The organism is Legionella bozemanae (genome assembly GCF_001648595.1).
Lineage (GTDB): Bacteria > Pseudomonadota > Gammaproteobacteria > Legionellales > Legionellaceae > Legionella > Legionella bozemanae.
Genome location: NZ_LBAW01000003.1, coordinates 217,552 through 243,957 on the forward strand (window position 1 = coordinate 217,552; position 26,406 = coordinate 243,957).

Genomic DNA, 26,406 nt, shown 5'->3' on the forward strand with positions numbered 1-26,406 from the left:
GAGATACTTTTAACTCATCTTTTATAAAGACCTCCAAGCAAAAAGGAAGCTATTTAAACCATAGCATTGGAGGTTTCTTGGGTATATAATCAGCTATTTTATAAAAAAAGGCCAATAAATGAGTTATTCACTAGGTGATATAGCAAATAAGGTACAAGGGGTAGTCATAGGGGATGACTCAATAAAAATTTCGTTCTTATCACCTATTGATGAGATTATGCCGGGAAGTCTGGTGTTTGCTGACAGCAATGAAAAGGTAAAATTAGCAGAAGCATCACAAGCAGCGGCCATCTTAGTCAATGAACAAACCTCTGTTGCAAAAAAACCATTCATCCAGGTAAAACATCCATTCAAAGCCTTTATTACTCTGATGCATTTTTTCCATCCCCCGCAAAAAATCATCCCTAATATTCATCCTACTGCAGTCATTGGCGAAGGAGTGACATTGGGAAAGGAAGTATTTATAGGACCTTATGTGGTGATTGAAGCAAACAGTAGTATTGGCGATAACTGTGTCCTAAAAAGTCATATTCATATTGGTCGTGAAGTGGCCGTGGGGGATAATACTACCATCCACTCCCATGTTACTGTGTACGATAAGTGTCAAATTGGTTCTCGAGTCATCATTCATGCCTCTACAGTTATTGGCTCCGATGGTTTTGGTTATACCTTTGTTGATGGCAAACATCTCAAAGTTCCCCATGTTGGGCGTGTCATTATTGAGGATGATGTAGAAATAGGTGCAAATACCGCTATAGATCGCGCCACGATGGGAGCAACTGTTATTGGTGAAGGGACTAAAATTGATAACCTCGTCCAAGTAGCACATTCTGTAAAATTAGGTAAGCATAATATTCTATGTGGTTTTACTGGCATCGCAGGAAGCACCACTTCAGGCAATCATGTTATTTTTGCTGCCAATGTTGGGGTTAGTGATCACGTACGCATTGATGATGGGGTGGTATTAGGCGCTCGCACAGGAGTACCGCCAAACAAACATCTGAAAGAAGGAAACATTTATTTAGGAAATCCGGCTCGTCCTAAAGATCTTGCGATTCAACATGAACTCGGTGTCAATCGAATTCCTTTAATACGCAAAAACATTAAGGCTCTTTCCGAACAAGTCGAATTATTGAAAAAGCAACTTGCCAAAGAAGAGGCAGAATAACTATGACACCCCCCTTGATTCTCATTGACGGCTCATCCTATTTTTTTCGTGCATTTCATGCATTACCGCCTTTGACTAATTCAAAAGGGCAACCCACAGGAGCCATCTATGGGGTAGCCAATATGATTAAAAAGCTCATTAAAGATTATCAGCCAGAGGAGCTGGCAGTAGTCTTTGATGCCAAGGGAAAAACATTCAGGGATGAATGGTATCCAGAGTATAAAGCACATAGACCGCCCATGCCCCAAGAACTAAGTACCCAATTTGCGCCCTTAATCCAGCTACTGGAAGCTATGGGACTTCCTATACTGATTATCGAGGGAGTCGAAGCAGATGATGTAATCGGTACCCTAGCAAAGCAGGCTACTGAACAGGGAATCCCTGTAGTGATCTCTACAGGCGATAAAGATATGGCACAACTCGTCAATGAACATATTACGTTAATCAATACCATGAGTAATACTATCTTGGATATTGAAGGCGTCAAAGTGAAATTTGGGATAGAACCCTCACAAGTAATTGATTATCTTACACTTATTGGAGACAGTGTCGATAATATTCCCGGGGTAACTAAATGTGGGCCCAAAACAGCAGTCAAATGGCTTACGGAATATCAAACTCTGGATAATCTGATTCAGCATGCGGATGAGATTGGCGGCAAAATTGGGGAGAATTTGCGTACAAGTATCCCGCAACTGCCATTATCCAAAAAATTGGTAACGATCAAAACCGATGTTGATTTACCCTTAAGTTGGGGCGAATTAAAACCTAATCCAATGAATAAAGAACGACTCATTGAACTAACCCGTGAATTTGAATTTAAAAACTGGCTCAAAGAACTTTTGGGAGAAGAAGGAAGTGCCTCTGCAAGTAAGCCCGTTATTTCCAGCATTCCTTTTGAATTGATTACCACCAACCAGCAATTAAACCATTTGCTCAATCAATTAGAGCAATGCCAAGTATTCTGCATCGATACAGAAACAACCAGCATCGATATTATGCTCGCAGAACTTGTCGGGATTTCCTTAGCAATTGAAGAAGGAAAAGCAGTGTACATTCCCTTTACACATACTGACGGCACTGTGCAATTGATACGTGAAGAAGTTTTAACTGCTTTAAAACCCATTTTAGAAAATCCGGACATAAAAAAAATCGGTCAAAACCTCAAATACGATTATGCCGTATTGAAAAATCATGGCATTAACCTAAAAGGGATAAGTTATGACACCATGTTAGAGTCTTATGTACTCAACAGTGGTGCAGGACGTCATGACATGGATTCATTGGCCTTAAAATATCTGGGACATAAAACGATTAGCTATGAAGAAGTTGCTGGCAAAGGAGCAAAACAACTGCGTTTTGATCAGATCCCGGTGGATAAAGCAGCAGCTTATGCTGCAGAAGATGCAGAGATTACATTGCAACTGCACAATAAGCTTTTTCCTTTAATTCCGGAATCCGTACAAAGTGTCTTTACTGATATAGAAATGCCATTAGTTACCGTTCTTGCAGACATAGAGCGCCGCGGGGTACTCATTGATGCCGTGACTTTGGAGCAGCATGGAAAACGCTTGAAAGAACGCATTCATGCATTGGAGCAAGAAGCATTACAATTGGCTGGCAGACCCTTTAACCTGAACTCGCCCAAACAATTACAAGAAATTCTCTTTGATTCGCACAAACTGCCAATAATCGCAAAAACGCCCACGGGACAACCCTCTACAGCAGAGTCTGTATTACAGGAATTAGCTTATGATTATCACCTTGCTGCAGTGATCCTTGAATACCGCAGTCTTACTAAACTCGTTTCTACCTATATTGACACTCTGCCTAAAAAAATTAATCCAAAAACACTCAGAGTACATACATCTTATAACCAGGCAGTCACGGCAACTGGTAGGCTTTCTTCAAGCGAACCCAATTTACAAAACATTCCCATACGCAGTGAAGAAGGCCGTTTAATTCGCACTGCATTCATAGCTCCTGAGAACTTTCTTATTCTTGCAGCAGATTACTCCCAAATTGAATTGCGGATCATGGCTCATCTGTCACAAGATGAAAATTTGTTAAAAGCCTTTGCCCTGGGCTGGGATATTCATGCAGCAACAGCCAGCGAAATCTTTCAAATTCCCTTGAATGAAGTAAGCAACGAGCAACGCCGCAGAGCTAAAGCAGTCAATTTTGGCCTGATTTATGGAATGTCTTCTTTTGGCCTGGCAAAACAAATTGGTGTGGAACGCCAAGATGCACAATATTACATCGATACCTATTTTCAACGTTACCCTAAAGTTTTGGAATACATGAACCGAACCCGTCAACAGGCTCATCAGCTTGGTTATGTAGAAACTCTATTCGGTAGACGTTTGTATTTACCCGAAATTAATGCACGCAATTTAGTAAGACAAAGGGCAGCAGAACGGACAGCAATTAATGCGCCTATGCAAGGCACTGCAGCAGACATCATTAAAAAAGCCATGATAACTATTGCTAAATGGCAAAATGAACAAAAAAATCCACCAGCAAAAATGATTATGCAAGTTCATGATGAATTGGTTTTTGAAGTCTATGATAAAGAAGTTGAAGCAAGTAAAAAGATGATTCGTGAATTAATGGAACATGCGGTAAAACTTTCCGTCCCGCTTGTAGTCTCTATTGGTATAGGCTCCAATTGGGATGCCGCTCACTAAGCACTTAAAAAGAAACAAGGCTCAAGCCGTTAGTACCTTATTTTATACATGATGCGTTGCCCAATAAATATTCAATGCATCACCATATTCAAGGGGTTTAATGATTTGTCCTCGTACATTTAGATCCTTGATTGCAAGCTTGTCCTCTTTTGTATACGCATTTGTCAAAATGAATACCTCTGTAAAAGCCAATGACGGATCCTTGCGAATAATTCTCAGCAAATCGATCCCATTTACTTTAGGAACATTAATATCAAGGAGAATTACTTTTGGGTGAATTTTATTTTGCCCATCCCGTCCATACAGTTTATTTAAAGCTTCTTCGCCATTTGAAGCAACTTCAATAGCGCACGACTCTTTAACTTTTTTAAATATGCGCCTGACTCCTTCAACATCAACAATATCATCTTCAATATACAAAATATCAACGATATTTTCGTAGGATTCCATAGTCATTCTCCTACCGCGTTCATCTGCTTTTAAATAGATCACAAAAAGTGCGCGGAACTCAGGAAATAGTTTATCTAAAAAGACTTACATTCATTACATTGAATTCATATGTTAATTATAGTATCAATAAAAATCATTTTGTGAAAAAATTAAATTTATTGCCTATAATCTATATTAATCGAACAAAGGAATAAAAAAATGTATGAATTAGATAATACCATTAATTTTATGCTCGTAGATGATGATGAAATTGATATCAAAGACATACAAAGAACTTTTAAAAAAAATAATATCAACAATCCACTTCATGTAGCAACAAATGGAGTAGATGCATTAAATAAGTTATTGGGCATAAATGGAGAAAAAAAATTAAAACCCACGCCCAAAATAATTATTCTGGACATTAATATGCCTAAAATGAATGGCATAGAATTCATGAAAAATATCCGCACAAATAAAAAATTAAAATCACTACTGGTTTTTATTCTCACTACTTCAAATAGTGAGAAAGATAAAATAGATGCATATAACTTAAATGCTGCAGGTTATATTGTAAAACCATTTCAAGTTTCAGAATTTATGGAAATGATTTCATCATTGCATCACTATTGGAATCTACTTGAGTTTCCTAACAAGAATGCAAGTTAGCGCGCTCACAATTTCTTATTGATATTCAATGACTAGAGCGCTTTCTTTTTTTTGATCTGCTTAGGCCAGGTAAATGACATCGTCGTACCATGCCCTACTTGCGACTGAACCATCACTTTCCCACCCTGGGATTCGACAATTTTTTTAACGATACTCAAACCAATACCCGTAGACTCCAACTCATCCCTTGATTTGAGGGTCTGAAAAACAACAAAAATCTTATTAAAAAATTCCGGTGCAATCCCTGGGCCATCATCTTTAATAGTAAACAGGTAAAATGCACCTAATGTATCCACCTCGATTTTGATAGTACCCTTTTCTCGATGATGATGTTTAAAACTATTACCAAGTATATTAGAAAATACTTGAATCAATGGAATTTTAGCGGTTTTAAAAATCGGGAGGCGTTTAGGATATTGTATTTTAAATCGACCTTCAGGATTAAGATTTTCAATGATGTCTTTCAGAATTTCTTTGGTATTCACACGCTCAACATTCAAATCCAAACGACCTGCTCGTGAATATTGTAATATTCCATCAATTAAATTCGCTAAGCGTAAAGTACGTTGACGTAATAAGGCCAAGTGCTCTTTTGATTTATCATCCAACTTATCGGCATTATCCTCCTCAAGCCAGGTAGCTAATCGTTCAATAGCCCGTAAAGGAGCTTTTAAATCATGTGATGCAATGTAAGCAAATTGCTCCAACTCTTCATTCGTCTTAAGAAGTTGATCTTCAATTCGCTTCGCTTCTGTAATATCTTTGGAAATCATCACGTAGCCAACAGGAACACCCTTATCATCCCGCCGTAATGTTAGAGTGACGGCAGCAATAAAACGCGAGCGGTCTTTACGAACACGCTCGAACACTTCTTCTGCGTTTCCTTTTTCTAATGCTCTGTTCATAAACTCCTGAGCTGCTCCGGATTTAATGTCTTCTCGTGTATGGAGTACAAAAATATTTTTTTTATTCACCATCTCGGGGGCAGTGTACCCATAATTCCGGTACGCTCCTTCATTCCATAAGATTATTTTTCCCTTCAAGTCAATGCCTACGATAGAATATTCGATAGAGCTGTCCAGAATATTTTGTAGCATACTTTTTGTATAAAATGTTTCTTCTGTTTTAATAGTTTGTACCTCCTGGTCGAACAAACTCTTTTTTGACTGTGTTTTTCTCTGGTGTTTTTTAGCTTCTTTTAATTGTTGCGCAGAGGGACCAGGATTATCTGCTTTTTCGCTAATTTTTTTATTTTTACGTACTTGTTTGTGATCTGAGAGACTCTGTGTCCGGTCATAGTCCATCATCATGGTTTCCTTAAAAAAAGATCATTGATAACGTCACAGAAATAGGATAACTCTAATTATAGCGCGTGTTTCAGATGCTTGCTGATTTTACGTTGATACCGGCTCTAAGATATAGATTATCAAGCCAGATGATGCAATCAAAGATGATAGCTGGCTTGTCTTTTAGAACGAGTTATATGTGAAAAAGCTTGTTTTTCATCGACCGATTCATCGAAATAATACGCCCAAGCTTTTTGAATGCATTCTGAACTTACGGTTTTAGTCCAAGTATTGTACTCGTTTACTAAACGATTATATTGCATCAAAACTTTAGCAAAAGCACCACGCATAAATTCGGAATCTGACCAGGTAATAAGAGGAAGATGAGGATATTTTTGCAGTATGATTGCTGCAAGTTGTGGCCCATGAGTAGAAAATTCGTCAATCAAATTCAACTCACCATCAATGATAACCAGATCCGGGACATGGGTATCTATAAAAGACAGAGCGTCCTGACTATTATTTACAACATCTATTGCTACTGAAGCAATAACTGATTCTAATAGTCGAGACAAGCAAAATGCATTAAAAGCGTTGTCTTCAATAATTAATACACGCATCGCGTCCGGGCTCCCTGTTAGTTCATCATTAAGTATAAAGATCAAACCTTAAGGAAGAATTAAGAAATTATTTTTTGGAAAAATTATTTCTGTTAAAAATAGATAATATAGTCTAAATTAGACTAATATATATAAATTAACTTTAATTAACGTTGTTTCAATATGAAGAAGGCAATTAAAAATTTTTTACCCACAGCGGAGGCAATCCAACGCTTGTTGTACCCTTATGCAGAAATTATTGTGCATGATGTAACACAAAATAAAATTGCGGCTATTTACAATCCATTTTCCAAACGTCGAGTAGGCGATCCATCCCTACTGGAGCAAGATGGGCTGCAACTACTGAATGATTGTGTTGGCCCCTACGAAAAAACAAATTGGAATGGAAACAAAATCAAATCCGTCAGCAGTATGATTCGTGATGAAAATCATAATGTAGTGGGCATGTTGTGCATTAATCTTGATGTTTCAGTAATGGAAAAGTTTAATGAGTTTTTGCAACAATTTCTTCAGTGCGCCCAATTCATAGCAAAGCCAGAGCCTCTATTTAAAGATGATTGGCAAGAGCGCATTAATACCTACATCCATCATTACTTAAATGAACATCAATTACTACTTGATTCATTAAATCGAAAAGAAAAAAAAGCCCTAATAGATCACCTGTATGCAATCGGCGCTTTTTCCGGGAAAAATGCAGCACACTATATTGCGCAAATTCTCAATGTGTCACGAGCCACTATTTATAATTATCTACATCAGTCCTCAGGAGAAAAATGAATGTTTGATGTAAAAACTGCAGTACTTAAAGCTGAAAATAGAATTCGTAGCCATATTCGTGAAACACCTTTGGATTTCTCTGTACCGCTAAGCAAGCTTACCCATGTGAATCTTTATTTAAAATGTGAAAACTTACAATATACAAGTTCATTCAAAGTGCGGGGCGCACTTAATGCATTACTCTCCCTAAAAAAAGACCAACAAAATGGCATTGTGGCAGCATCAACAGGAAATCATGGAGCAGCGATTGCCTATGGGCTACATAAATTAAATCTTCCAGGAGTTATTTTTGTACCTGAAAATGTGTCTCCTGTAAAAAAGGAAAATATCAGTTTTTATAATGCGCCACTTAGGCTTTATGGAAAAGATTGCGTCGAAACCGAATTACAGGCAATAGACTATGCAAAACAACACGATATGGTTTACGTATCACCCTATAATAATATGCAAGTCATTGCTGGTCAGGGTACCATTGGTATTGAACTGATGCGCCAAATGGATTCTGTAGATGTTATTTTTATCCCTGTAGGTGGGGGAGGATTAATCAGCGGCATTGCAGGATATATTAAAGCAGTTTCTCCTAGAACAAAAATTATTGGATGTTTACCTGAAAACTCTCCGGTCATGTCAGAATCGATTAAAGCAGGAAAAATTATTTCCATGGAAACCTTGCCCACGTTATCCGATGCTACAGCAGGAGGAATGGAGCCTGATTCAATAACCTTTGATCTGTGTGGCAAGTACGTTGATGATTTTGTTTTAGTCTCTGAAAACGAAATTCGCTCCGCGCTACTTACCGTATTGAAAATCCAGCATCTATTAATCGAAGGCGCTGCTGGCGTAGCGCTGGCTGCATTTTTAAAATGTGCTGAATATTACCAAGGAAAAAATACAGTAGTTGTTTTAAGTGGCGCTAATATTAGCCTGGAAACATTAAGAAATGTAATCCAGTAATTAAAATAATCACATTCAGTCATTATTGAGTCTTGGCCGGACGGGCCATAGTTGAGCGCAGGCTGTGAGAAAGTTTTTCTAAACAAGCGCAGCATACATCAGTATGTGGTGACATTGATTAGGGAAATTTTCTCGCAAGATGCGCCAAATATGACCGTTCCTCGAAAGGATCTAACGCCCGCCGCCATCTCCACCATAGCCTTTTTCATTATTTGAAGAAATCGGTGGCTGATCGACATTGCAGGAGCTGACAAATACGGCGAATCCTGCCAAACAACAAGCAAGAATAACTCTTTTCAATTGTTTCATAGTTAACATGGGCTTTCCTTATATAATTAACTCCATAATATCTACCTATTTATTTGTTATATTATAATCTGTAATTATCTCTTTGATTACATTCCAGGACTTTTCGACATCCAATGGATTGGTGCCTGGTAATTTTGCACATACAATCAACGCCTTCCATAACGCCCATCCGCGAGCACGCGCCCATGTTGCCGTATCCAGTTGAAGCACCTTACGAAACGTATTGCGACTTTCCTCTTTAAAAAAAGTCCAAGCAATTACCAGGTCACATGCAGGATCACCAATCGCCAATTGACCAAAATCAATCACAGCACAGAGACAGCCTTCTTTAACTAATAAATTGCCTACAGCAATATCTCCATGAATCCAAACGGGCTTACCTTGCCAAGACTCGCTTAGTGCCTCAGACCATATGGAAGAAAAAATCTCGGTGTCAGTATGTCTGTCTAAAATTTTAATTGCTTCTTGCACCTCAGCATCATAAGTTGACAGTGCTCCCCCACGATAGAAACTGTGCTCACCCGCTACTGGCCCCCCTTCAGCATCAATTTTTTGTAATTCCAACAAAAATTGGGCTAAATCAGCGGCAAATAATTCCATATCCTTAATTCGCTCAATTGATGCTGTTTGTCCTTCAATCCATCGATAAATTGACCAAGGCCATGGATAATCTGCTACAGGTTCACCTTTGGCTAAAGGTGTAGGAATTGGTAAAGATAAATGGGGCGCAAGATAAGGTAACCAAAGCTGCTCTTTTTCTACTTGCAAGGCATAAAATGATGCGCTTGGAAGCCGGACGGTCATTTCAGTGCCTAAATGAAAGGTTCTGTTATCCCAACCACTGAACGCTACAGGCTTAATAGGTAAATCAGACCATTGCGGGAATTGTGCATCAATTAATCTGCGTACAAGTGAAACATCAATAGGTACCGTCATAGCTCTCCCCGAAAATTTGCTGAATCGGGCTAATTTTTACCGCACACACTTTATGCGTTTTGCAAAAAATTTACACCTCAACATCATGTGCCAATAAACGTCTGTTTGCACGGAAATACGTTGCAGGAGAGTGTTCCAATAAATCAGAAAGTTTTTCCATATAAATACAAGCAAAACGATCGACTTGATAGGCAAAATAACTTTCCTCTGCTCCAGCGCGAAAAACACGTTCCCATTTTGGATTAAAATAGCTTTGTTGTTCTTTTAACAATTTAGTCAGTTGGGCATCAATCCTGCTGATTTGTGCTTGCAATTCTTGTATTTCATGACTGTATTGCTTTGAACCTTCATCAATCATCTTAGTGTATAAATTAACATATTGCTTTTCTAAATCCTTTTTTATTTCCATCGCTTCACTGATTTTTTTCTCTATAGGCATTGCCCGGGCTTGTGCGACTATTTCTTCTCCAAGCTCTTCAACAACCAAAGCGGTTCGCCAATTACAATCTTTTTTTAACCTTAAGATATCTCCATAGATGTGATCACCAATATAAAGAATCTCATCACCACGAACATGCAAATCTTCGGTGAATTTTTTGGCATTACCTCCTTGGTATACACCTGGAACTATAGGACCCATTGTATTAGTCATTGTTCCCGTAGCGGGATGAACTGATAAAAAACGCAGATTATCGTAAAAAAAGCGTGGCTTATTGGCCAGGGTAATGACAAATTCAAATAAATTGATCCAGCTTTCACCTCTCTTCAAGAAAGGGTTAATTGCGTATTCCAATAGTAGCTTTGTATAGGAAAAGTCGGAATTGGTTAGAACAAATATTTTTTTGCCATGATGAATGAAATGCTTCAGGCCCTCAACCAGGGCACGCTCTTTAATAACATATGTAGGTAAATTTTTACTAATAATTGTTTTTAAACTACCGTCAGAATGAACTTTATCCACGCAAAATTGTACGTCTTGTGCAATGGTTTGATAACTGGGTATTTCTTCAGGGTACAATGAATCCTTTAAATCAACTAATTGGCCATATAGAACACAGAAAGCGATCGAAAAAGCAGTATCTATAGCCATATAATTCGAATCACTCAAATCAACATAAATACTTCGATAAATTTTTTGCTGTTCAGCAAAATCAATAGGTTTAGTGCCATGATAACTTTGACGAATTGCACCATAACGACTTAACTTTAAAATATTGCCGTTTTTACTATCAATAACCAAACCACGAATCGCATCGTGATAATTAAAATTCAATTTTTTAATTTGTTCAGGATAATGTTTTACCTCTACCAACTGTTCTTTAACAAGTTGGTAAACCAAAGACTCAAAATTCTCAGAATTATAACGAATCAAGGTATGATCCATGTCCAGACCAATCAACTTGATTTTTTTCATATTCAGAATTCTGTTTACATAAACTTTATGTTCATTCATTAGCCTAAAACCTGTTTTGTTAAAGTAAACTGGGTAAAGCGAAACGTCGCTGCTCCCATCCTGCGTTCTGCGGGCTTTCCGCGAAATCCAGGAAGCACAAGACATCACTATATCTCGCGGACAAGTCCTGAGAGCCCCATTTTTTTCACCCTACGTACCGCGCTTTATGCCAGGAGATCTTGTCCATTGAAACAGTCTCAAATTATAGATTTGTTAAAATATTTTCTAGATACCGCGCATAAAGCGCGGTATCTAGGGGATTTATTTCACGCGCTTCACACCATCTTGAGAAGCCAATAAAATTATATCTGCTGTACGGTGTGCAAATATCCCGTTTTCCACAACCCCAGTAATTCGATTAATGCGATCTTCCATGTCCATAGGTTCATTGATTGTTAAATTGAATACATCAAGAATAATATTACCATTATCAGTGATAAAACCCTCTCTATACTCAGGATCACCACCTAACTGAACTAACTTCCGAGCAACCATACTTCGCGCCTGAGGAATTACCTCCACAGCAACAGGAAAATTTCCCAAATGTTTTACAAGCTTTGATTCATCCACGATACAAATAAATTTTTCTGCTACCTGGGCGACAATTTTTTCGCGAGTATGAGCACCTCCACCTCCCTTAATCATTTCACCATGCCCAGTCACTTCATCAGCACCATCAATATAAATCGGTAAATCCTGTACTGAATTTAAATCAACAACAGGAATGCCTTCTTGCCGCAATAAAGCTTCCGTCGCTTTGGAGCTCGATACACATGCATCAATTCTGTGCTTTATAGTAGCCAGTTCTTTAATAAAAAAATTTACTGTAGATCCGGTACCCACACCGACCACCATATCGTCTTCGATGTATTGCAATGCAGCTTTTGCTGCTTTTATTTTTAATTCACTCATTAAGCACCGCTCCCCTTTCTTTGCCTCACAATTTCATATAAAGAAACGCCGGTGGCTACTGAAACGTTTAAACTGGCTACACTGCCTAACATAGGCAAAGAAAATAAACCATCACAATGTTCGCGTGTCAATCGGCGTAGTCCTTCACCTTCTGCTCCCATCACAATGGCAACATTTCCAGTGCAATCCATTTGATATAAGGAGCTGACTGCCTCGCCAGCCGCACCGTAGATCCAGACCCCATGTTCTTTTAAAAGTTCCATACTACGAACTAAATTAGTTACTCTTGCCAAAGGTATCGACTCTGCTGCGCCACATGCCACCTTGCTCACTACAGGAGTAATACTGGCACTCTTGTCTTTAGGGATCACTACAAAATCCACACCGGTTGCATCTGCAGTACGCAAACATGCTCCTAAATTATGGGGGTCGGTGATTCCATCTAGGATAAGAATCAAAGCAGGCTGCTTACTGGACGCCAATAATGCAAGTAAATGGGATTCATTGTAATCGGGCAATGAAGATGCGCTTGCAACAACGCCCTGATGGGCAAAATCTGCAAAGCGCTGGTTCATTTTTTGCGTACTTAATTTTTCAATGTTAATGTGTGCTTGTGTCGCTTTATCAATAATATCCTGCAGCCGCTTATCCATCCGATCTTCACTGATATACAGTTTTTTAGTTACCCGATGCGGGTTGGTTAACAAAGCAAAAACTGCATGGACCCCATAGACATACTGCTCACTCATGACTGACTGCTTCCTCTACGGGCTCAAAATCAATTTTACGTTCATCTAAATCAACCCGGGCGACCAAAACCGTCATCTTGTCTCCTAAATGATACACATGACCACCCCGCGTTCCAGTCAGACGATGTTTTACAGAGTCAAAAGTATAATAATCATTTTTTAAAGAAGTAACATGGACCAAACCTTCAACGTAAATTTCATCCAGTTCAACAAAAATTCCGAAACTGGTTACCGCAGAAATTCGCCCTTTGAAGACCTGACCTAATTTATCTTGCATGTATTCACATTTTAACCAGGTAATCACTTCTCTTGTCGCTTCATCAGCACGGCGCTCAGTCATTGATGAATGTTTCCCTAATCGATTCATATCTTCGTGGGTATAGCTAAATTCATAAACTGGCTGATTATCTAATAAATGCCCTAGGGCCCGATGAATTAACAAATCGGGGTAACGCCTGATGGGCGAAGTAAAATGAGTATAGGCAGAATAGGCAAGGCCAAAATGTCCTTCATTGGCTTCAACATAATGCGCTTGTTTTAGTGAACGGAGCATGACCGTTTCAATGAGATGTTTATCAGGCCGATCTTCGATAGCATTCATAGTGCGCTGAAAATCTTTGGGCCCAGGTTTTTTGCCGCCACCTAATTGCAGCCCTAATTCACCTAAAAACTGTCTTAATGCAGTAATCTTGTCCTCTTCAGGAGCAGCATGCACACGATAAAGGGTAGGAATTTCGGCCTTTTCCAAAAATCGTGCTGTAGCAACATTCGCGGCCAACATGCACTCTTCGATCAGTTTATGCGCATCATTGCGAATCACTGGAACAATGCATTGAATTTTTTTATTTTCATCAAATTCGATGCGCGTTTCTGTAGTCTCGAAATCCATAGCGCCGCGAAGCTTACGGGTAACCAATAAAACGTGATACAAACCATAAAGAGCTTCCAACGTAGGCCATAAAGAAGCATGCTGTTCGTCAGTAGCGCCTTGCTCAAGCCAATTGCCAACCTGAGTATAGGTCAAGCGAGCATGTGAATGAATGACCGCGCGATAAAACCGAGAGCGCGATATTTTACCTTCATTACTGATTGCCATTTCGGCGACCATACACAGGCGATCCACATGCGGATTTAAAGAACACAAGCCATTGGATAAAGCCTCCGGTAACATAGGGATTACTTTTCCAGGAAAATAAACCGAATTACCACGGCGTGCGGCTTCTTTATCCAGTGCAGAATCTTGCTTCACGTAATTACTGACATCCGCAATTGCAACATACAATTGAAAACCGCCCTTTGGCTTTTTATAACAATAAACTGCGTCATCAAAATCTTTGGCATCTTCCCCGTCAATCGTAACAAAAGGAAGACTGCGAAGATCCGTGCGTCCCTTGACTTGGTCTTCGGTAACATGCTGCGGAATTTTTGCAACTTCAAGGCTTACATCCTCCGGCCACTCGAAGGGAATTCCATGTGCATAAAGTGCAACTTGAATTTCCATGCCAGGAGCCATATGTTCGCCTAAAACATGAATCACCTTACCAATAGCTTGTGTTCGTTTACTGGGAAAGGCAATTAATTCGACCAAAACAATTTGACCGTTCTTGGCTCCATTGATCATTTCTTGAGGAATAGAGATATCTTGGGTTAAATGTTTGCTATCAGGCAATACAAAACTGACCCCATGATCAGTAAAAAAGCGCCCCACTACAGTGGCATTGGCATGCTCGATCACCTCATGGATTTTTCCCTCGGGCCTTCCTCGTCTATCCACTCCAACCTGATAGGCAAGAACAACGTCTCCGTGCATCACTGCCCGCATTTCTTTAGCGGACAAAAACATATCCTCTGCACCATCATCAGGAATAAAAAAACCAAACCCGTCGGGATGTGCTTGCACCATGCCGCGTGATAGATTAATTCTTTGCATAAGACAAAATCGGCCGCGTCGATCTTGCATGATTTGTCCATCACGCAGCATGGCCTTCAGCCTAAACCCCATGGATTCTTGCTTGCGTTCATCACCTATATGGAGTTTTTCGAATAATTGATTTCGCGACATAGGCTTACCGTATTCATTAAGAATTTCTATAATGAATTCGCGACTGGGGACAGGATCGGTATATTTTTCACTTTCCCGTTCATAAAAGGGATCTTTTGATTTTTTGCTCAACGCTTATCCTGTTTGTATTTTATTGTTATCATAATTAAGTTATGCATCATTTGCTCAGTTCTACCACTTATCCATGAAAGTAGCAAGATAAGTGGTCAAGCACCAGCAATTTCCGTCAAGAAAAGTGTCAGCAAAGCGTCTGTTCAGGAAGCATTCACAAACTTTAACAGTTATTGCTGGGTATATATCCATTTACTATATCTTCTTTAATCTCTTTTACAGAGAGATTTGTATGAAGCAATGAACCAATCAATATTTTCTGTTTCATCTCGTTATTTATTGAGGGATCACGAGATAATACAGAATAAAGGTTTAACACAAACTGGATTCGTTTTTCCTTATCCTTTTTTGTGTCTGATTTTTGCTCAAAAAACTTCATATGCATTCTACATCCTCCAAAACTGGTAACCGAGATTCCTGTCAACTACTGATTCTTTGGTACAGGAATCACAAATCCTCGTGCACCTACTGCAGCAGTTAATGCAGATAAAGACATATCTTCTGCTGCCCAAAACGTACTGCCTTTACCTTGAGCAGGAATTTTCACCCCTTTCCATTTACACACAGCAATGAGCCCTTCACAAGGTGCTTGTTGTTCGTGGCCAGGCTTGGATTCAATACAATTTAAAACAAATGGGCCTTTATGCAGGGCCAATGCAGACCAATTCCCACCTTGTATCCGTGTTGTCCAGCCGGCACTGGCACTGGGATTAGTAACTGGATGCGTAATCCATACATCTGTAGAAGCGAGATTATGAATAAATATCAAACTGCTTTTTTTAGCCTTTAATGTCACTGACTCCCCTTGAATAGCAACAGCTTGGCATCCAACAGGCAGAGTCGATTCTGCAGCTGCAACATAAAAAGATAACAGTGAAAAACAAAAAAAAGCGACAATTTTCATTACTTTCTCCCAAAATAAGAACTAGAAACCTAGAGCGCCACCCACTAAATTCTATATATCGTTGCAAGCCCGTTCGGCTCAGTGATGGACTTGAGTACACTCCTGCACCTCCCTTACTTGCGCCTTGCCTAGAACTTAGTGGATGACGCTATAATTCTTTCAACTTCACAAAAACATCAATAAGGTTGAAATTATATAATTAGCCTATGTTGCTTGTCAGCCTTACTTGCTAAAATCATTCTAATTTACGCGAACCAATTGAATGAATATGCATATCTGGGTAGATGCCGATGCGTGTCCCAAAGTAATTAAGGAAATCTTGTTTCGTGCTGCAGCCCGTACGCACACTTCACTAATCTTAGTGGCCAATTCCTTTCTTACTTATCCTAAATCACCTTTTATCCGCTTTGTGCAAGTCGTTAAAGGCTTTGACAGTGCAGACCATTATATCATTGCCCATTTAAAACCCTTTGATTTGGTCATTACCGCCGATATCCCCTTGGCAGCAGAAGTTATTGCCCAAAAAGGCTTGGTGATTAATCCTCGTGGAGAAGAATATACTGAGAACAACATCAAACAACGTTTAAATTTAAGAGATATGCACGAACAATTACGGGCAGCTGGACAATACTCAGGCGGCCCTGCCGCATTAAGCATCAAGGAAAAAACCGCTTTTGCTAATGCCTTAGACAGATGCCTGGCAAAGAAAGGACAAAAATAACGGCCTCCGTTTTACAGCTTACCCGCAGAATCCAAAAGAACAAATAGGCTGGTTCATTTTGACCTGAGAAATCATCATTTTTTTTGATAAGAAACCTCCACAAATTTTTTCGCCTACGTACCGCGCTTTATGCGCAGTATCCAGGAAAACTTGCTTTAGAAAAACTCGGCAGTATCTTAAGGTATCGTTCTGGATAGCGCGCATAAAGCGCAGTATGCAAAGAAATTCAAATGAAAAAGTAAAGAACCTTAGGTCGAACGACCCGACCTCACTATTTGAAAGTCAGCAAATTTGACAAATAATTGCCCGCAACCTAGATTTTAAATATGCTCAAAAGGATGGTAAAACTGCATGAAGCTGCTTCGGCATATCCTGTTTCTTGTTGTTCTATTAACAGGGAATTCACCCGCTTACAGTGACAGCATTATAGTAGGAGTTTCACGATCTGCGCCTCCTTTTTCTGCTGTAGATGGCAGCAATCATTATTTTGGTTTTTGCATCGATCTGATGAATGAAATTTGTAAACGTCTCAATGTAACATGCGAATACAAACCAGTTACCATGCTCAATCAAATGGATGAACTGAATTCGGGAAACCTTGATCTCACTTTTCCACCAGGCCCAATACCTGCAGACGCATTACAAAACTACATTTACAGTTTACCCTATATGACAAGTGACGGGCAATTTTTGACCAATTCTTCAAGTATAAAAACAATTGCAGATCTTAAAAACAAAAGAATAGGGGGTCCTAAAAGCAAGCGACCTTGAAGATATTCTTTTGCTTTATACAAGCAAAGATAATATAAAAAAATATCCAAAAATTTCTTTAATGATCATGGCATTACTCAATAACGATGTCGATGCAATCATAATGAACATCAATATGGTTAAGTATCTTACCATCAATAAAGTAATGAACTTTCAAACTGTAGGACAGCCTATTGTTCTGGGAAATGGATATGGAATCGTCGCACTTCCCAAAAATACCGATCTCATTAACAGGATAAATGAGATCTTGTTGCAAATAGAAAATGATGGAACGTATACAACTATTTATAATAAGTACTTCGGACCCTAATTTGTAGCCCTATGCAGTATAGGTTAAACTGGCATTCATTTTCAAAGATACAGGATAAAATATGCCAGATAGCATTCATGTCGAAAAAATCATCACCCTACAGAAAAACGCCATCGGCCAATGGAAAGCTTCGGGTATAGTACATCAACACGAAAAATTTTATCGCCTGGTTGAAGAAAATCATGCTTTTAACTACCAACTATGGCATGCAGAAGATAGGGCTCGTCGTGATGATCAGGGATATGAGTTTGTATACCAAGCGAAACGAGAAATTGACCGCTTCAATCAATTACGTAATAACCGCATGGAAGCAATGGATGAATGGCTTTTCAACCAACTGCAACCTGCAGATTATCATACTTGTCCCGTTCATTCTGAATCACCGGGAATGATCATTGACAGACTTTCTATTTTATCCTTGAAATCTTATCACATGGAACTGCAAACCAAGCGTGAAGACGTTGTGGAGGAGCACCGGAAAAACTGTACTCATAAATTAGCGATTATTAATCAACAATTGGAACAATTAGCCCAGTGTTTCAAGGAACTACTTGAAGACGTAAAAGCACAAAAACGTACTTTTAGAATCTATCATCAATTTAAAATGTATAATGATCCTAATCTAAACCCCGAATTGTACTGCCGAAAGTAGGGTAATGATTTAGAGTGGTATCGCTCAATGAATGAGTCAGTATTGGGTCTTGTGGAGGTTTTTTAGGCTTTGAATTTCGAGGAGAAAAGAAATTCCAAAAAAGTGAATCGTGTCGGGACAGGGAATCAGAGGCTTTACTTTTACGCTCACGTGATTCCCCTTGCGGCTGGGTTTTTATTTTATCCATCGACTCATCGCCTGGAGCAGTTCCTTCTGTTGGAGTAGCGACAACCTGTCCTTTAGGCGGACGACCCAGTCCGCGTGCCAAAGCGCGCAGTCCAAGAATTAATGAAAACAAGACGCCACTCGCTATCGCCAATGCCCCCATTACCGGCGTATCATGATAATCTCCTTCGAAATCAACTTCCTGACAAGGGGTCATTACAAAATTAGAGAAATTATTCCCCTTGGATAAGCCCGAGAAAAAAGAACGGATAACTTCCAACCACTCTTGAACAAAAGTCTGCGGCGAAGGATCAGGTTTCAGTCCATCTTTTAATGATGCATCAAAATCCTCTGCAGTTAAAATCTTAGCATCCTTTTCCTTTTCTATATTTTTCTTCATCTCCAGAATTTGGTCGTAAGAATGCTCTTTTTCAAGCTCTACTTCTCGTTTTTGCATATGCTGATAATGCGCATGCAAGGTATAGGCCATCATCCCAATCATGAATACCAGACCAGAAACGATAAATATAGCCAATAAGGCGGGGGGGAAGCTCACTGCGGCGATTGAAAATACTGCGGTAACCGTAAATAAGATTTGGGTCAATACACCATAAGCATATAACCCATACTTTATTCCTAGCAAACCTGCGGTTAAATAACTGTGCGTTGTTTGATCTTTTAATAATTGCCGCTCTTCTTCAAAGTTCTTAATTAACTTACATACCTCTCCTTTCAATCTTTCGATTTCGAGTAAATCTGGCGCTTTTTTCTCTTTTTTGTCTTGCAACTCAAGCAATTTGGCATAAGTCAATTCCAATTCTTTGGTTGTGAGTGCTAATTTACATCGAGTTTGCGTCGCTGCGAGGCGTAACTGAAAATCATATTCTTCATAAATTCGTGAAATAACACAGGAGAGTGTATAAATCGCACCAATGATTGACATAGCGATAAGAAGGTGTGGTGAAAGAACAGCAAGGCTGACCACCCCAACATAAAAATATAAACCATCGAGTAAACCACCTGTCCCTAACGCTAAATAAGCATAAACTCGGTCTTCATCAGACTGATATTCGATTTGTGATAAATAGTATTCTCGATCTAATGGGGTTAAGGAACTCAACTGTTGGATTTCAATTAAAAGCTCTTTATTTTGATCCATTTGCTTTTTACGATGCTCGACCATGCTACGTATCCAAAATCGGTTGGCAGCAGCAAATATACCTAATGCCAATCCAACAGGGACAATCATATACTTAAGGTCCATGCCGCTGATCAGGCTTAAAATTTGCACTGTGCTTCGCCAACCTTTGTAAGCATTTTTCAAACCCTTCATTACATCGCGAAAATAGGGCCAAGCGGTCGCTATGAATTTTTTTACGGAATCCTTTTCTTCTTTCTCAAAAACACTTGCCAGGAAGGAAAAAGACACTAAAAAAATTGCTTCTGCAGCAATTGCAGCAATTCCTTCGGGAGAAGTGAGTATTTTGTGTATGTAATCAGCATCAGTCTTACGAATAAATACTTCCATAAAGTATTTAAACATGCTGTACGAGGAACTTAGAGAATCTACAACGGCATATGCATGGTAAATGTAACGGTTTTTATCGAGTTTTTGAGCGAGGAGTCTACTTTGCGCGTCAATACGGCCGGCGATTGCCAAGAGAAAAACAAGTTCTTCTGATTTTAAAGGTGAATCTTCTTCGCCGTTAAGAGACATTCTTACACACAGAAAGGGCCGTGGGTTAGGATGGGGCGGATTATATGTATCATTGATCTTGATGTCAATAATCGTTTCATCATGAATCAAAAAGATACAAGTTTATTGCAATCCGATAAAAGAGATCACACGCAGTTCGTACAAAAAATATTTCATTAAACCTACTTACGGGTTGTGACTTAGGAGGCAAACCTGCTACGATATTGCACTAAATATTAAAACAACTCAGGAAAGAGGATTCAATGAGATCAATACTTGCTCTCTTTATTTTGGCAGCACTAATGACTGGACCTGTTATGGCATCAAATGAAGCACAAATTTATGGCTATGTTGAGAAAGTTTCGTTTCCCGAGAAAGATTTAACCTTATCAGCAAAATTAGATACTGGAGCTAAATCCGCATCATTAAATGCAACCAATATCACTGAAATTACTAAAAATGGCGTGCCCTATTTACGTTTTATTGTTCCTACTAAAAGTGGGGAATATGTATTTGAAGCAGAATATAAAGGTCGAGTAAAAATTAAAGTCCGTGATGGAGAACATGGATCAGAGATAATGGAACATGCACCAATCAAACGCCCTGTCGTCCTACTTAATTTACAGCTTGGAGATAAAGTTAGAACAATTAAAGTGAATTTAACCAATCGCAAACGTTTCATCTATCCGTTGCTTTTAGGAAGAGATGCAATCATTGCTTTTAATGGTGCAGTGAATCCAGCACTCACATTTACATTAAGAAATCAGAGTTTTAAGAAACAATGAAAAACAATACGCGTCATGTTTATGGACTTATTTTCACTTTATTGATCCTTGGGACAGGAATTTTTTTGTATCGACACTTTGTACTCGATGTGCCTTTAACTGACACAGAAACGATAAACAGTTGGATGGTTGAATCCAACTTGCGTTTTGTTGCAGATCCCAATACACCGATTAAAGCAAGTTTTAATATTCCTTATTTACCGCCACATTTCGCTATTCTTGATGAATATTTCGTATCAAGAAATTATGGTGTCACAACAAACTTAAATGGAGATAACCGGGAAACAGTTTGGTCAATTAGACGTGCTCATGGCCCGCAATCTCTATATTACAGAGCAATTTTTCGTCAAGCTGAAGGAAATGAATCACCATTAGCAACTCCTCCAGCTGCCAAAACCCAACCGCTTGAAGAAAGCCAAAAATCAGCTGTTGAAACCATTACCAGCCAGGTACGGCAATCCTCCGCAGATATTAAAACCTTTGCCCAGAGTACTATTAAAGAGCTGAATAAAAAAGATGGAAATGCCAAGTTACTGACAAGCAATGATTTTAGTGATGAACACCTTATCAATGCAGCAATTTTAATTTTGAATCAGTCTAAAATCTCTGCTATTCCAGTAAAAGGAATTTATTTGTCCCAGAAAAGCAAAGCCGAGTTAAACTCATTTTTAGCCGTATTTAATGGTAAAAGCTGGATTTATATTAATCCTAGAACCGGTGGCGCGGGTCTGCCTAAAGACTTTCTCATTTGGCAATATGGCAATGAACCTGTATTTAACGTAGTTGGCGGTAAAAAAGCTCAATTTAGTTTAACCGTATCTCCCACTCCCATAAACGCCTTGAGTATTGCCAAATCACGAGGCTTGCAATCCGATTCACAACTGTTGCGTTTTTCATTATTGCAACTGCCAGTCAATGTGCAGGAAACTTATAAGATTTTATTAACAGTACCGATAGGTGCCTTTATTATCTTAATTCTGCGAAACTTTATCGGGATTAAAACCTTTGGGACTTTTATGCCGGTTTTAATCGCTTTAGCCTTTAGAGAAACCCATGTAATCTGGGGAATTTGCCTCTTTGTCATTATTGTATCCTTTGGTTTATTGGCGCGCTTTTATCTGGATCAATTAAGGTTACTTTTAGTACCGCGACTCGCGGCCATTCTTACCGTCGTGATTTTACTCATGATCTTTATTAGTGTATTCAGTCTCAATCTTGGATTGGATGCAGGACTATCGGTTGCCTTATTCCCTATGGTCATTTTAACGATGACCATTGAACGCATGTGTATTACTTGGGATGAGCGGGGCGCTTCAGAAGCCATAAAATCGGGTATAGGCAGTCTGGTTGCCGCGGTTATTTCTTATTGGGCAATGAGCTATGAACCCTTACAATATCTAATCTTCGCTTTCCCTGAATTGGTTTTAGTTCTTTTGGCTTTAATATTGTGGTTCGGACAATATCGAGGATATCGATTGTTCGAATTGAAGCGCTTTAAATCACTTGCGGGACATGTAGAATGATTACCCTGTTTCGCCGTTTAAAAAGTCATGGAATATTAAGCATTAACCAGCGCAATACGGATTTTGTATTGCGCTACAATCCACGAAAACTGTTTCCTCTGGTTGATGATAAGTTAAAAACAAAAAAGCTGGCTCTAAAGTCTGGCATCGCGGTTCCACCTTTATACGATATCATTGAAACGGAGCAACAAATTAAAACTATAGAGGAACGCTTAGAGCCTTATACTGACTTCGTGGTGAAACCCGCACGTGGCTCTGGCGGCGATGGTATTTTAGTTTTTAAAGATAAAGTCTATGGCCGTTATCGGCAAATTAATGGAAAACTTACCACAGCCCAGGAGCTTAGTTATCATTTATCGTGCCTGCTTTCAGGAGCATATAGCCTTGGCGGCTCTTCAGATTATGCAATTATCGAGAAACGAGTAGTAGTAGACCCCGTATTTGCCGAAGTAAGCTACGAAGGTATTCCTGATATTCGAATTATTAGTTTATTGGGTTATCCAGCCATGGCCATGGTGAGACTTCCGACTCGTTTGTCCGGTGGAAAAGCAAATTTGCATCAGGGAGCAATTGGTGTTGGAGTAGACCTCGCCACTGGGAAAACCCTGGGCGGAGTATTTCACAATGACATCATCGATTATCATCCGGACACGTTGAATCCCATTGTAAATATAGAAGTACCCTATTGGAATAAAATACTCGAGATCGCCTCCAGTTGCTATGAACTAACTGGTCTGGGTTATCTTGGTGTAGATATCGTCCTTGATAAAGAACAAGGGCCTTTAATGCTCGAACTGAATGCGCGTCCAGGCTTAAATATTCAAATCGCAAACAGGGAAGGAGGCTTAAAGCGCTATCGAGCGATCGAAGCACACCATCAAGAACACCCTAATGAGACAGTTGCTGAAAAAGTAGCCTTTAGCCGTGAACATTTTGCTCGCATGAAGTAAACGTAAATTTTTCTCGAAATTTTATCGCCATACCTATCAATAAGCACTAATCGATGGCTTCCTTGCGATACCCCAAAAATATGTTGTTCTGCAAGTTATTGTTTATACTGGTGCGCTCACTAAAATTCAGATCAATATCACTATGGTTACTATCTCACTTATCTTGACGCAAGTAACACTAATTTATGGGGATCCCCAGACAAATTGAGTTACCCCACTGAAATTTAAATAGAATATGATGTCGTATTGCCAATACCTTTTTCATTTTCATCCACAGTGACGTCAGCATATTTTCTTTTCTTTTTATTAGAATTTCCACTGAATTGAAACGTTGGACGCCAAGTTGATTTCATCTTTTCAAGACCGCTTTCCTCAGCCTCTGAATGCTCCTCTTCTTCCAAACTCTGAGGATACTCCTTCTCCAAATCCTGCGGATACTCTTCTTCTTCCAAACTTTGAGGGTGCTCTTGTTCAACGGCATCAAAATTAAAACCGGGAGTTAGGATTTTTTCATGTTCATCAAAATCAGGACCAAATGTTACGCTCGCCTCATCCATATGCTCTTTCTCAGAAGAGAAAACTGGCTCCGCAAACTCATCTAAATTATAACCAGGAGTTTTGGGTATCACATACTCCATATTAATTCCGGCTTCACCCCATGTAGCATGGTAATAATATTGGGATTCATTAAAATCAGCTACCACCTGCGACAAGGTCGTAGGTGAAGCGCTATAATCATAATCTTCATAAAAGGCAAGAATTTCTTCACCTGGTTGAATTTCACGGGTGGTTATATAGGAATTGGTTTTAAAATCAAAGCGAACATTCGCTTCATGTTCCTGCTTCGCCCCTTCGAGGCAATAGGCTTCTGATGCTTTTTCTTTAATATAAAGATATCCACCCTTACTGGACTGCACTAAATAATTTATATCAATACCTTGCTGCATGGCCCACAAGTTCATCTCATTGCTCCTTTTAGGAACATCATCCCTTTGCTGACCAACGAGCTGGCATAGTGTTTTTTTCGCTGGAATTTTCTGTCCACTAAATAAAGAGTAACGATATTCTCCTTTCCCTCGCTCTGTAGGTGCGATCACTAAATGGTAAGGTGAGTTTCTTTGCAGTTCCATTTTTTGATTTTTTTGAAAGCGCGCCACATCTTCTAATTGGTGCAAATCATAAATTTTAGGATCTGAATTTTTATCCAAATACATTTGCTTCTTAGCTTCTTTTTTTCGCATATCTGCTCTTTGAGTTAGCAAGCTGAAAAAATTTTTTATTTCTTCTCGCGTACTCATTGTACTTGTTGTCAGCTCTTGATCTTGTGTTTTAGCCAAGTCATGCAGGACTTCAACCAAAGTTTGTGGTTGGCGTATGATTTGAGGACGCGCTTTTGTAAAATATTCATCTCCATAAGAAATAGTCAACTCATCAGCAAAAGCAATTCTTCGGGTTGCAACATAATAGGCATGGTAATCAAATTGAGTATTTCCGAACTCATCTTTTTGTTGATGGCAAATGACTTTTACTTTTAAATTGGGCGTTTTCGCATGGTTCACCCAGCGTGTACTTGTCCCTGCTTCCAACAAATCAATTACTACAGCATATTTATCTTGATCATCTAAATTCAATTTCCAAATAAAGGTAGAATTTCCTTGATACTCTTTGACCAACCGATCTATCTCGGTATTAGTTCTAATACCGAATAAATCAATACCTTTTATTTCCCCAACAATTTCTCCTTTCTTAAATGCTTTGCCAGCATATACTGCCAGCTGCTTGGGACCAAGATTAGGAGCCGCAGCTATAATTACATCCTTATCATAATCTGTGGATAGATAATTAAAGCCTGGCTGGCAGCAATGATTCTGCAAATAATGACATAGCCTGAGTTGGGACTCGCTCTCCTCGGGGAAAAAAACTAATTGTTCTGTACTCATTTCCACAGCAGCTTGCTCTCGATCTACCCTATTTAAAAATTTAACGGCTCGTGTCATTTTGATTCTTCATAATTGGTATTTGCGGCGAATTTTAATAAAAAAAAATAGTCTGTCCAGCTATTTGTTAGACGAAAAGACTCTTTGCGATTCTATTTGTAAGTTAAAATAGATGATTCACTTCAGATTATATTGTGATAAGTCATATTGTGACGTTCACACATTTTGTTGAAAATGACGATCGCTTTAGCGCCCATGTCTTCAGCAAAGGCATTTTTCAACTTAGTGAACAACTTCTATCAGAACCCTCAGGGGTTTTATTGTGGCTCTGTTTGAGTGCAGCATACAACTCTTGTCGTGCTTTTAGCCAGTCAATAGTCTCTTCCCTAATTTGCAACACTTCTTTTGTTGCAATTTGATTCATTTCTTTTTGTTTCAGACTCCAGAACAATCCGTTAATACTATATCCTTGAGCGAGTCGCTTTTGTGCAGGAGTAACACATGCTTCTTTAATTTGATTTAAACTATCTTTTTGCTTTGCCTGGAGATCCTGTAAAATTTTTTGCTCTTCTTCTAAAGTCTTACCTAATTTTATCAATCCCTTTTCGTTCAACTCTGTATGTAATTCCTGTTCAATAGTATCAATGGTTGTCTCAGGGGCCATACGTCCGAGGCGAATATTAGGAATATTGTTGGCAGAAGAAACAAAAAATCTTTTAACAGAACCAGCGCCAGTCTGAGCAAAAATACGACTATACATAGAGGCTATCCTTAATAATATAATAATTAACCATTATGTCATTATTATTTTCACAAGGCAATTCATGATCAGTCTTTAAAAGAATGGTCATTTTGTTTTCAATTTACCTT

At 39.0% G+C, this 26,406-nt stretch carries 26 protein-coding genes; 12 read left to right on the forward strand and 14 right to left on the reverse strand.

Annotated features, from left to right (window positions below; genetic code table 11):
- The first annotated feature begins 118 nt into the window (after positions 1-118).
- Positions 119-1,168 carry a UDP-3-O-(3-hydroxymyristoyl)glucosamine N-acyltransferase gene (gene lpxD, locus A8O27_RS04185; protein WP_058458335.1) on the forward strand — a complete coding sequence of 350 codons (1,050 nt, stop codon included), beginning with the start codon at positions 119-121 and terminating at the stop codon, positions 1,166-1,168.
- Positions 1,169-1,170: 2 nt separating this feature from the next.
- Positions 1,171-3,855 carry a DNA polymerase I gene (gene polA, locus A8O27_RS04190; protein WP_058458334.1) on the forward strand — a complete coding sequence of 895 codons (2,685 nt, stop codon included), beginning with the start codon at positions 1,171-1,173 and terminating at the stop codon, positions 3,853-3,855.
- A gap of 42 nt (positions 3,856-3,897) precedes the next feature.
- On the opposite strand, the gene A8O27_RS04195 is transcribed toward polA, so the two are convergent.
- Complete coding sequence (locus A8O27_RS04195; RefSeq protein ID WP_058458333.1) at positions 3,898-4,305, reverse strand: response regulator; 408 nt, start codon at positions 4,303-4,305, stop codon at positions 3,898-3,900.
- Positions 4,306-4,503: 198 nt separating this feature from the next.
- Here A8O27_RS04195 and A8O27_RS04200 point away from each other — a divergent pair, with 198 nt between their 5' ends.
- Positions 4,504-4,953 (forward strand): response regulator, encoded by a 450-nt coding sequence (locus A8O27_RS04200; protein ID WP_058458332.1) that lies wholly within the window; start codon positions 4,504-4,506, stop codon positions 4,951-4,953.
- 32 nt (positions 4,954-4,985) lie between these two features.
- On the opposite strand, the gene A8O27_RS04205 is transcribed toward A8O27_RS04200, so the two are convergent.
- Together A8O27_RS04205 and A8O27_RS04210 are read right to left on the reverse strand one after the other, a co-directional pair.
- A complete protein-coding gene (locus A8O27_RS04205; RefSeq protein WP_115684339.1) occupies positions 4,986-6,260 on the reverse strand; it encodes a sensor histidine kinase in 1,275 nt (424 codons plus the stop codon).
- 137 nt (positions 6,261-6,397) lie between these two features.
- Entirely contained in the window at positions 6,398-6,859 is a 462-nt protein-coding gene (locus A8O27_RS04210; protein WP_058458331.1) for a response regulator, read from the reverse strand.
- 162 nt (positions 6,860-7,021) lie between these two features.
- On the opposite strand from A8O27_RS04210, the gene A8O27_RS04215 reads away from it, so the two are divergent.
- Together A8O27_RS04215 and A8O27_RS04220 are read left to right on the forward strand one after the other, a co-directional pair.
- A complete protein-coding gene (locus A8O27_RS04215) occupies positions 7,022-7,636 on the forward strand; it encodes a helix-turn-helix transcriptional regulator (RefSeq protein ID WP_058458330.1) in 615 nt (204 codons plus the stop codon).
- Positions 7,637-8,590 carry a threonine/serine dehydratase gene (locus tag A8O27_RS04220; protein ID WP_058460814.1) on the forward strand — a complete coding sequence of 318 codons (954 nt, stop codon included), beginning with the start codon at positions 7,637-7,639 and terminating at the stop codon, positions 8,588-8,590.
- Between the two features lie 171 nt (positions 8,591-8,761).
- On the opposite strand, the gene A8O27_RS18995 is transcribed toward A8O27_RS04220, so the two are convergent.
- The 8 genes from A8O27_RS18995 to A8O27_RS04255 form a co-directional block, all read right to left on the reverse strand.
- Positions 8,762-8,908: a hypothetical protein gene (locus A8O27_RS18995; RefSeq protein WP_165482461.1), complete on the reverse strand. Its 147-nt coding sequence runs from the start codon at positions 8,906-8,908 to the stop codon at positions 8,762-8,764.
- A 36-nt stretch (positions 8,909-8,944) separates the two neighbouring features.
- Complete coding sequence (locus tag A8O27_RS04225; RefSeq protein WP_058460813.1) at positions 8,945-9,835, reverse strand: aminoglycoside phosphotransferase family protein; 891 nt, start codon at positions 9,833-9,835, stop codon at positions 8,945-8,947.
- 70 nt (positions 9,836-9,905) lie between these two features.
- Entirely contained in the window at positions 9,906-11,288 is a 1,383-nt protein-coding gene (locus tag A8O27_RS04230) for an HAD-IG family 5'-nucleotidase (protein WP_058460812.1), read from the reverse strand.
- A gap of 261 nt (positions 11,289-11,549) precedes the next feature.
- Positions 11,550-12,200: a ribose-5-phosphate isomerase RpiA gene (gene rpiA, locus A8O27_RS04235; RefSeq protein WP_058460811.1), complete on the reverse strand. Its 651-nt coding sequence runs from the start codon at positions 12,198-12,200 to the stop codon at positions 11,550-11,552.
- Complete coding sequence (gene rlmB / locus A8O27_RS04240; RefSeq protein ID WP_058460810.1) at positions 12,200-12,949, reverse strand: 23S rRNA (guanosine(2251)-2'-O)-methyltransferase RlmB; 750 nt, start codon at positions 12,947-12,949, stop codon at positions 12,200-12,202. Before rlmB ends, rpiA begins: the two co-directional genes overlap by 1 nt.
- Positions 12,942-15,122, reverse strand: coding sequence for a ribonuclease R (gene rnr / locus A8O27_RS04245; RefSeq protein WP_058460809.1), 2,181 nt, complete (start codon positions 15,120-15,122; stop codon positions 12,942-12,944). Before rnr ends, rlmB begins: the two co-directional genes overlap by 8 nt.
- Before the next feature lie 163 nt (positions 15,123-15,285).
- Complete coding sequence (locus A8O27_RS04250) at positions 15,286-15,507, reverse strand: hypothetical protein (protein WP_058460808.1); 222 nt, start codon at positions 15,505-15,507, stop codon at positions 15,286-15,288.
- 39 nt (positions 15,508-15,546) lie between these two features.
- Positions 15,547-16,026, reverse strand: coding sequence for a hypothetical protein (locus tag A8O27_RS04255; RefSeq protein WP_058460807.1), 480 nt, complete (start codon positions 16,024-16,026; stop codon positions 15,547-15,549).
- A gap of 268 nt (positions 16,027-16,294) precedes the next feature.
- Here A8O27_RS04255 and A8O27_RS04260 point away from each other — a divergent pair, with 268 nt between their 5' ends.
- The 4 genes from A8O27_RS04260 to A8O27_RS04270 all read left to right on the forward strand — a co-directional run bounded on the left by A8O27_RS04260 (position 16,295) and on the right by A8O27_RS04270 (position 18,480).
- The gene (locus tag A8O27_RS04260) at positions 16,295-16,747 is read left to right on the forward strand and encodes a YaiI/YqxD family protein (protein WP_058460806.1); all 453 of its coding nucleotides are present in this window, start codon (positions 16,295-16,297) and stop codon (positions 16,745-16,747) included.
- 351 nt (positions 16,748-17,098) lie between these two features.
- Positions 17,099-17,518 (forward strand): transporter substrate-binding domain-containing protein, encoded by a 420-nt coding sequence (locus tag A8O27_RS19285; RefSeq protein ID WP_259293078.1) that lies wholly within the window; start codon positions 17,099-17,101, stop codon positions 17,516-17,518.
- A gap of 10 nt (positions 17,519-17,528) precedes the next feature.
- Entirely contained in the window at positions 17,529-17,828 is a 300-nt protein-coding gene (locus tag A8O27_RS19290; RefSeq protein ID WP_259293079.1) for a transporter substrate-binding domain-containing protein, read from the forward strand.
- A 61-nt stretch (positions 17,829-17,889) separates the two neighbouring features.
- Positions 17,890-18,480 carry a DUF4254 domain-containing protein gene (locus A8O27_RS04270; protein WP_058460805.1) on the forward strand — a complete coding sequence of 197 codons (591 nt, stop codon included), beginning with the start codon at positions 17,890-17,892 and terminating at the stop codon, positions 18,478-18,480.
- On the opposite strand, the gene A8O27_RS04275 is transcribed toward A8O27_RS04270, so the two are convergent.
- Positions 18,446-20,362, reverse strand: a complete 1,917-nt coding sequence (locus A8O27_RS04275; protein ID WP_058460804.1) for a hypothetical protein — start codon at positions 20,360-20,362, stop codon at positions 18,446-18,448. The two genes, A8O27_RS04270 and A8O27_RS04275, sit on opposite strands and share 35 nt — an antisense overlap.
- Positions 20,363-20,604: 242 nt before the next feature.
- Here A8O27_RS04275 and A8O27_RS04280 point away from each other — a divergent pair, with 242 nt between their 5' ends.
- The 3 genes from A8O27_RS04280 to A8O27_RS04290 are packed head-to-tail and all read left to right on the forward strand — an operon-like array spanning position 20,605 to position 23,599.
- A complete protein-coding gene (locus A8O27_RS04280) occupies positions 20,605-21,126 on the forward strand; it encodes an ATP-dependent zinc protease family protein (protein ID WP_058460803.1) in 522 nt (173 codons plus the stop codon).
- Complete coding sequence (locus tag A8O27_RS04285; protein WP_058460802.1) at positions 21,123-22,649, forward strand: inactive transglutaminase family protein; 1,527 nt, start codon at positions 21,123-21,125, stop codon at positions 22,647-22,649. Before A8O27_RS04280 ends, A8O27_RS04285 begins: the two co-directional genes overlap by 4 nt.
- The gene (locus tag A8O27_RS04290) at positions 22,646-23,599 is read left to right on the forward strand and encodes an alpha-L-glutamate ligase-like protein (RefSeq protein WP_058460801.1); all 954 of its coding nucleotides are present in this window, start codon (positions 22,646-22,648) and stop codon (positions 23,597-23,599) included. The genes A8O27_RS04285 and A8O27_RS04290 overlap by 4 nt, the downstream gene beginning before the upstream one ends.
- Positions 23,600-23,823: 224 nt before the next feature.
- On the opposite strand, the gene A8O27_RS04295 is transcribed toward A8O27_RS04290, so the two are convergent.
- Both A8O27_RS04295 and A8O27_RS04300 read right to left on the reverse strand, forming a co-directional pair.
- Positions 23,824-25,596 (reverse strand): SET domain-containing protein-lysine N-methyltransferase, encoded by a 1,773-nt coding sequence (locus A8O27_RS04295; RefSeq protein ID WP_058460800.1) that lies wholly within the window; start codon positions 25,594-25,596, stop codon positions 23,824-23,826.
- A gap of 217 nt (positions 25,597-25,813) precedes the next feature.
- A complete protein-coding gene (locus tag A8O27_RS04300; protein ID WP_064115064.1) occupies positions 25,814-26,296 on the reverse strand; it encodes a hypothetical protein in 483 nt (160 codons plus the stop codon).
- Positions 26,297-26,406 lie beyond the last annotated feature (110 nt).

Bases quoted from the DNA above. Each gene is read 5' to 3' on its own strand.
- lpxD (WP_058458335.1), top strand. From the start codon at position 119: ATGAGTTATTCACTAGGTGATATAGCAAATAAGGTACAAGGGGTAGTC.
- polA (WP_058458334.1), top strand. From the start codon at position 1,171: ATGACACCCCCCTTGATTCTCATTGACGGCTCATCCTATTTTTTTCGT.
- A8O27_RS04195 (WP_058458333.1), bottom strand. From the start codon at position 4,305: ATGGAATCCTACGAAAATATCGTTGATATTTTGTATATTGAAGATGAT.
- A8O27_RS04200 (WP_058458332.1), top strand. From the start codon at position 4,504: ATGTATGAATTAGATAATACCATTAATTTTATGCTCGTAGATGATGAT.
- A8O27_RS04205 (WP_115684339.1), bottom strand. From the start codon at position 6,260: ATGATGGACTATGACCGGACACAGAGTCTCTCAGATCACAAACAAGTA.
- A8O27_RS04210 (WP_058458331.1), bottom strand. From the start codon at position 6,859: ATGCGTGTATTAATTATTGAAGACAACGCTTTTAATGCATTTTGCTTG.
- A8O27_RS04215 (WP_058458330.1), top strand. From the start codon at position 7,022: ATGAAGAAGGCAATTAAAAATTTTTTACCCACAGCGGAGGCAATCCAA.
- A8O27_RS04220 (WP_058460814.1), top strand. From the start codon at position 7,637: ATGTTTGATGTAAAAACTGCAGTACTTAAAGCTGAAAATAGAATTCGT.
- A8O27_RS18995 (WP_165482461.1), bottom strand. From the start codon at position 8,908: ATGTTAACTATGAAACAATTGAAAAGAGTTATTCTTGCTTGTTGTTTG.
- A8O27_RS04225 (WP_058460813.1), bottom strand. From the start codon at position 9,835: ATGACGGTACCTATTGATGTTTCACTTGTACGCAGATTAATTGATGCA.
- A8O27_RS04230 (WP_058460812.1), bottom strand. From the start codon at position 11,288: ATGAATGAACATAAAGTTTATGTAAACAGAATTCTGAATATGAAAAAA.
- rpiA (WP_058460811.1), bottom strand. From the start codon at position 12,200: ATGAGTGAATTAAAAATAAAAGCAGCAAAAGCTGCATTGCAATACATC.
- rlmB (WP_058460810.1), bottom strand. From the start codon at position 12,949: ATGAGTGAGCAGTATGTCTATGGGGTCCATGCAGTTTTTGCTTTGTTA.
- A8O27_RS04250 (WP_058460808.1), bottom strand. From the start codon at position 15,507: ATGCATATGAAGTTTTTTGAGCAAAAATCAGACACAAAAAAGGATAAG.
- A8O27_RS04255 (WP_058460807.1), bottom strand. From the start codon at position 16,026: ATGAAAATTGTCGCTTTTTTTTGTTTTTCACTGTTATCTTTTTATGTT.
- A8O27_RS04260 (WP_058460806.1), top strand. From the start codon at position 16,295: ATGCATATCTGGGTAGATGCCGATGCGTGTCCCAAAGTAATTAAGGAA.
- A8O27_RS19285 (WP_259293078.1), top strand. From the start codon at position 17,099: ATGAAGCTGCTTCGGCATATCCTGTTTCTTGTTGTTCTATTAACAGGG.
- A8O27_RS04270 (WP_058460805.1), top strand. From the start codon at position 17,890: ATGCCAGATAGCATTCATGTCGAAAAAATCATCACCCTACAGAAAAAC.
- A8O27_RS04275 (WP_058460804.1), bottom strand. From the start codon at position 20,362: ATGTCTCTTAACGGCGAAGAAGATTCACCTTTAAAATCAGAAGAACTT.
- A8O27_RS04280 (WP_058460803.1), top strand. From the start codon at position 20,605: ATGAGATCAATACTTGCTCTCTTTATTTTGGCAGCACTAATGACTGGA.
- A8O27_RS04285 (WP_058460802.1), top strand. From the start codon at position 21,123: ATGAAAAACAATACGCGTCATGTTTATGGACTTATTTTCACTTTATTG.
- A8O27_RS04290 (WP_058460801.1), top strand. From the start codon at position 22,646: ATGATTACCCTGTTTCGCCGTTTAAAAAGTCATGGAATATTAAGCATT.
- A8O27_RS04295 (WP_058460800.1), bottom strand. From the start codon at position 25,596: ATGACACGAGCCGTTAAATTTTTAAATAGGGTAGATCGAGAGCAAGCT.
- A8O27_RS04300 (WP_064115064.1), bottom strand. From the start codon at position 26,296: ATGTATAGTCGTATTTTTGCTCAGACTGGCGCTGGTTCTGTTAAAAGA.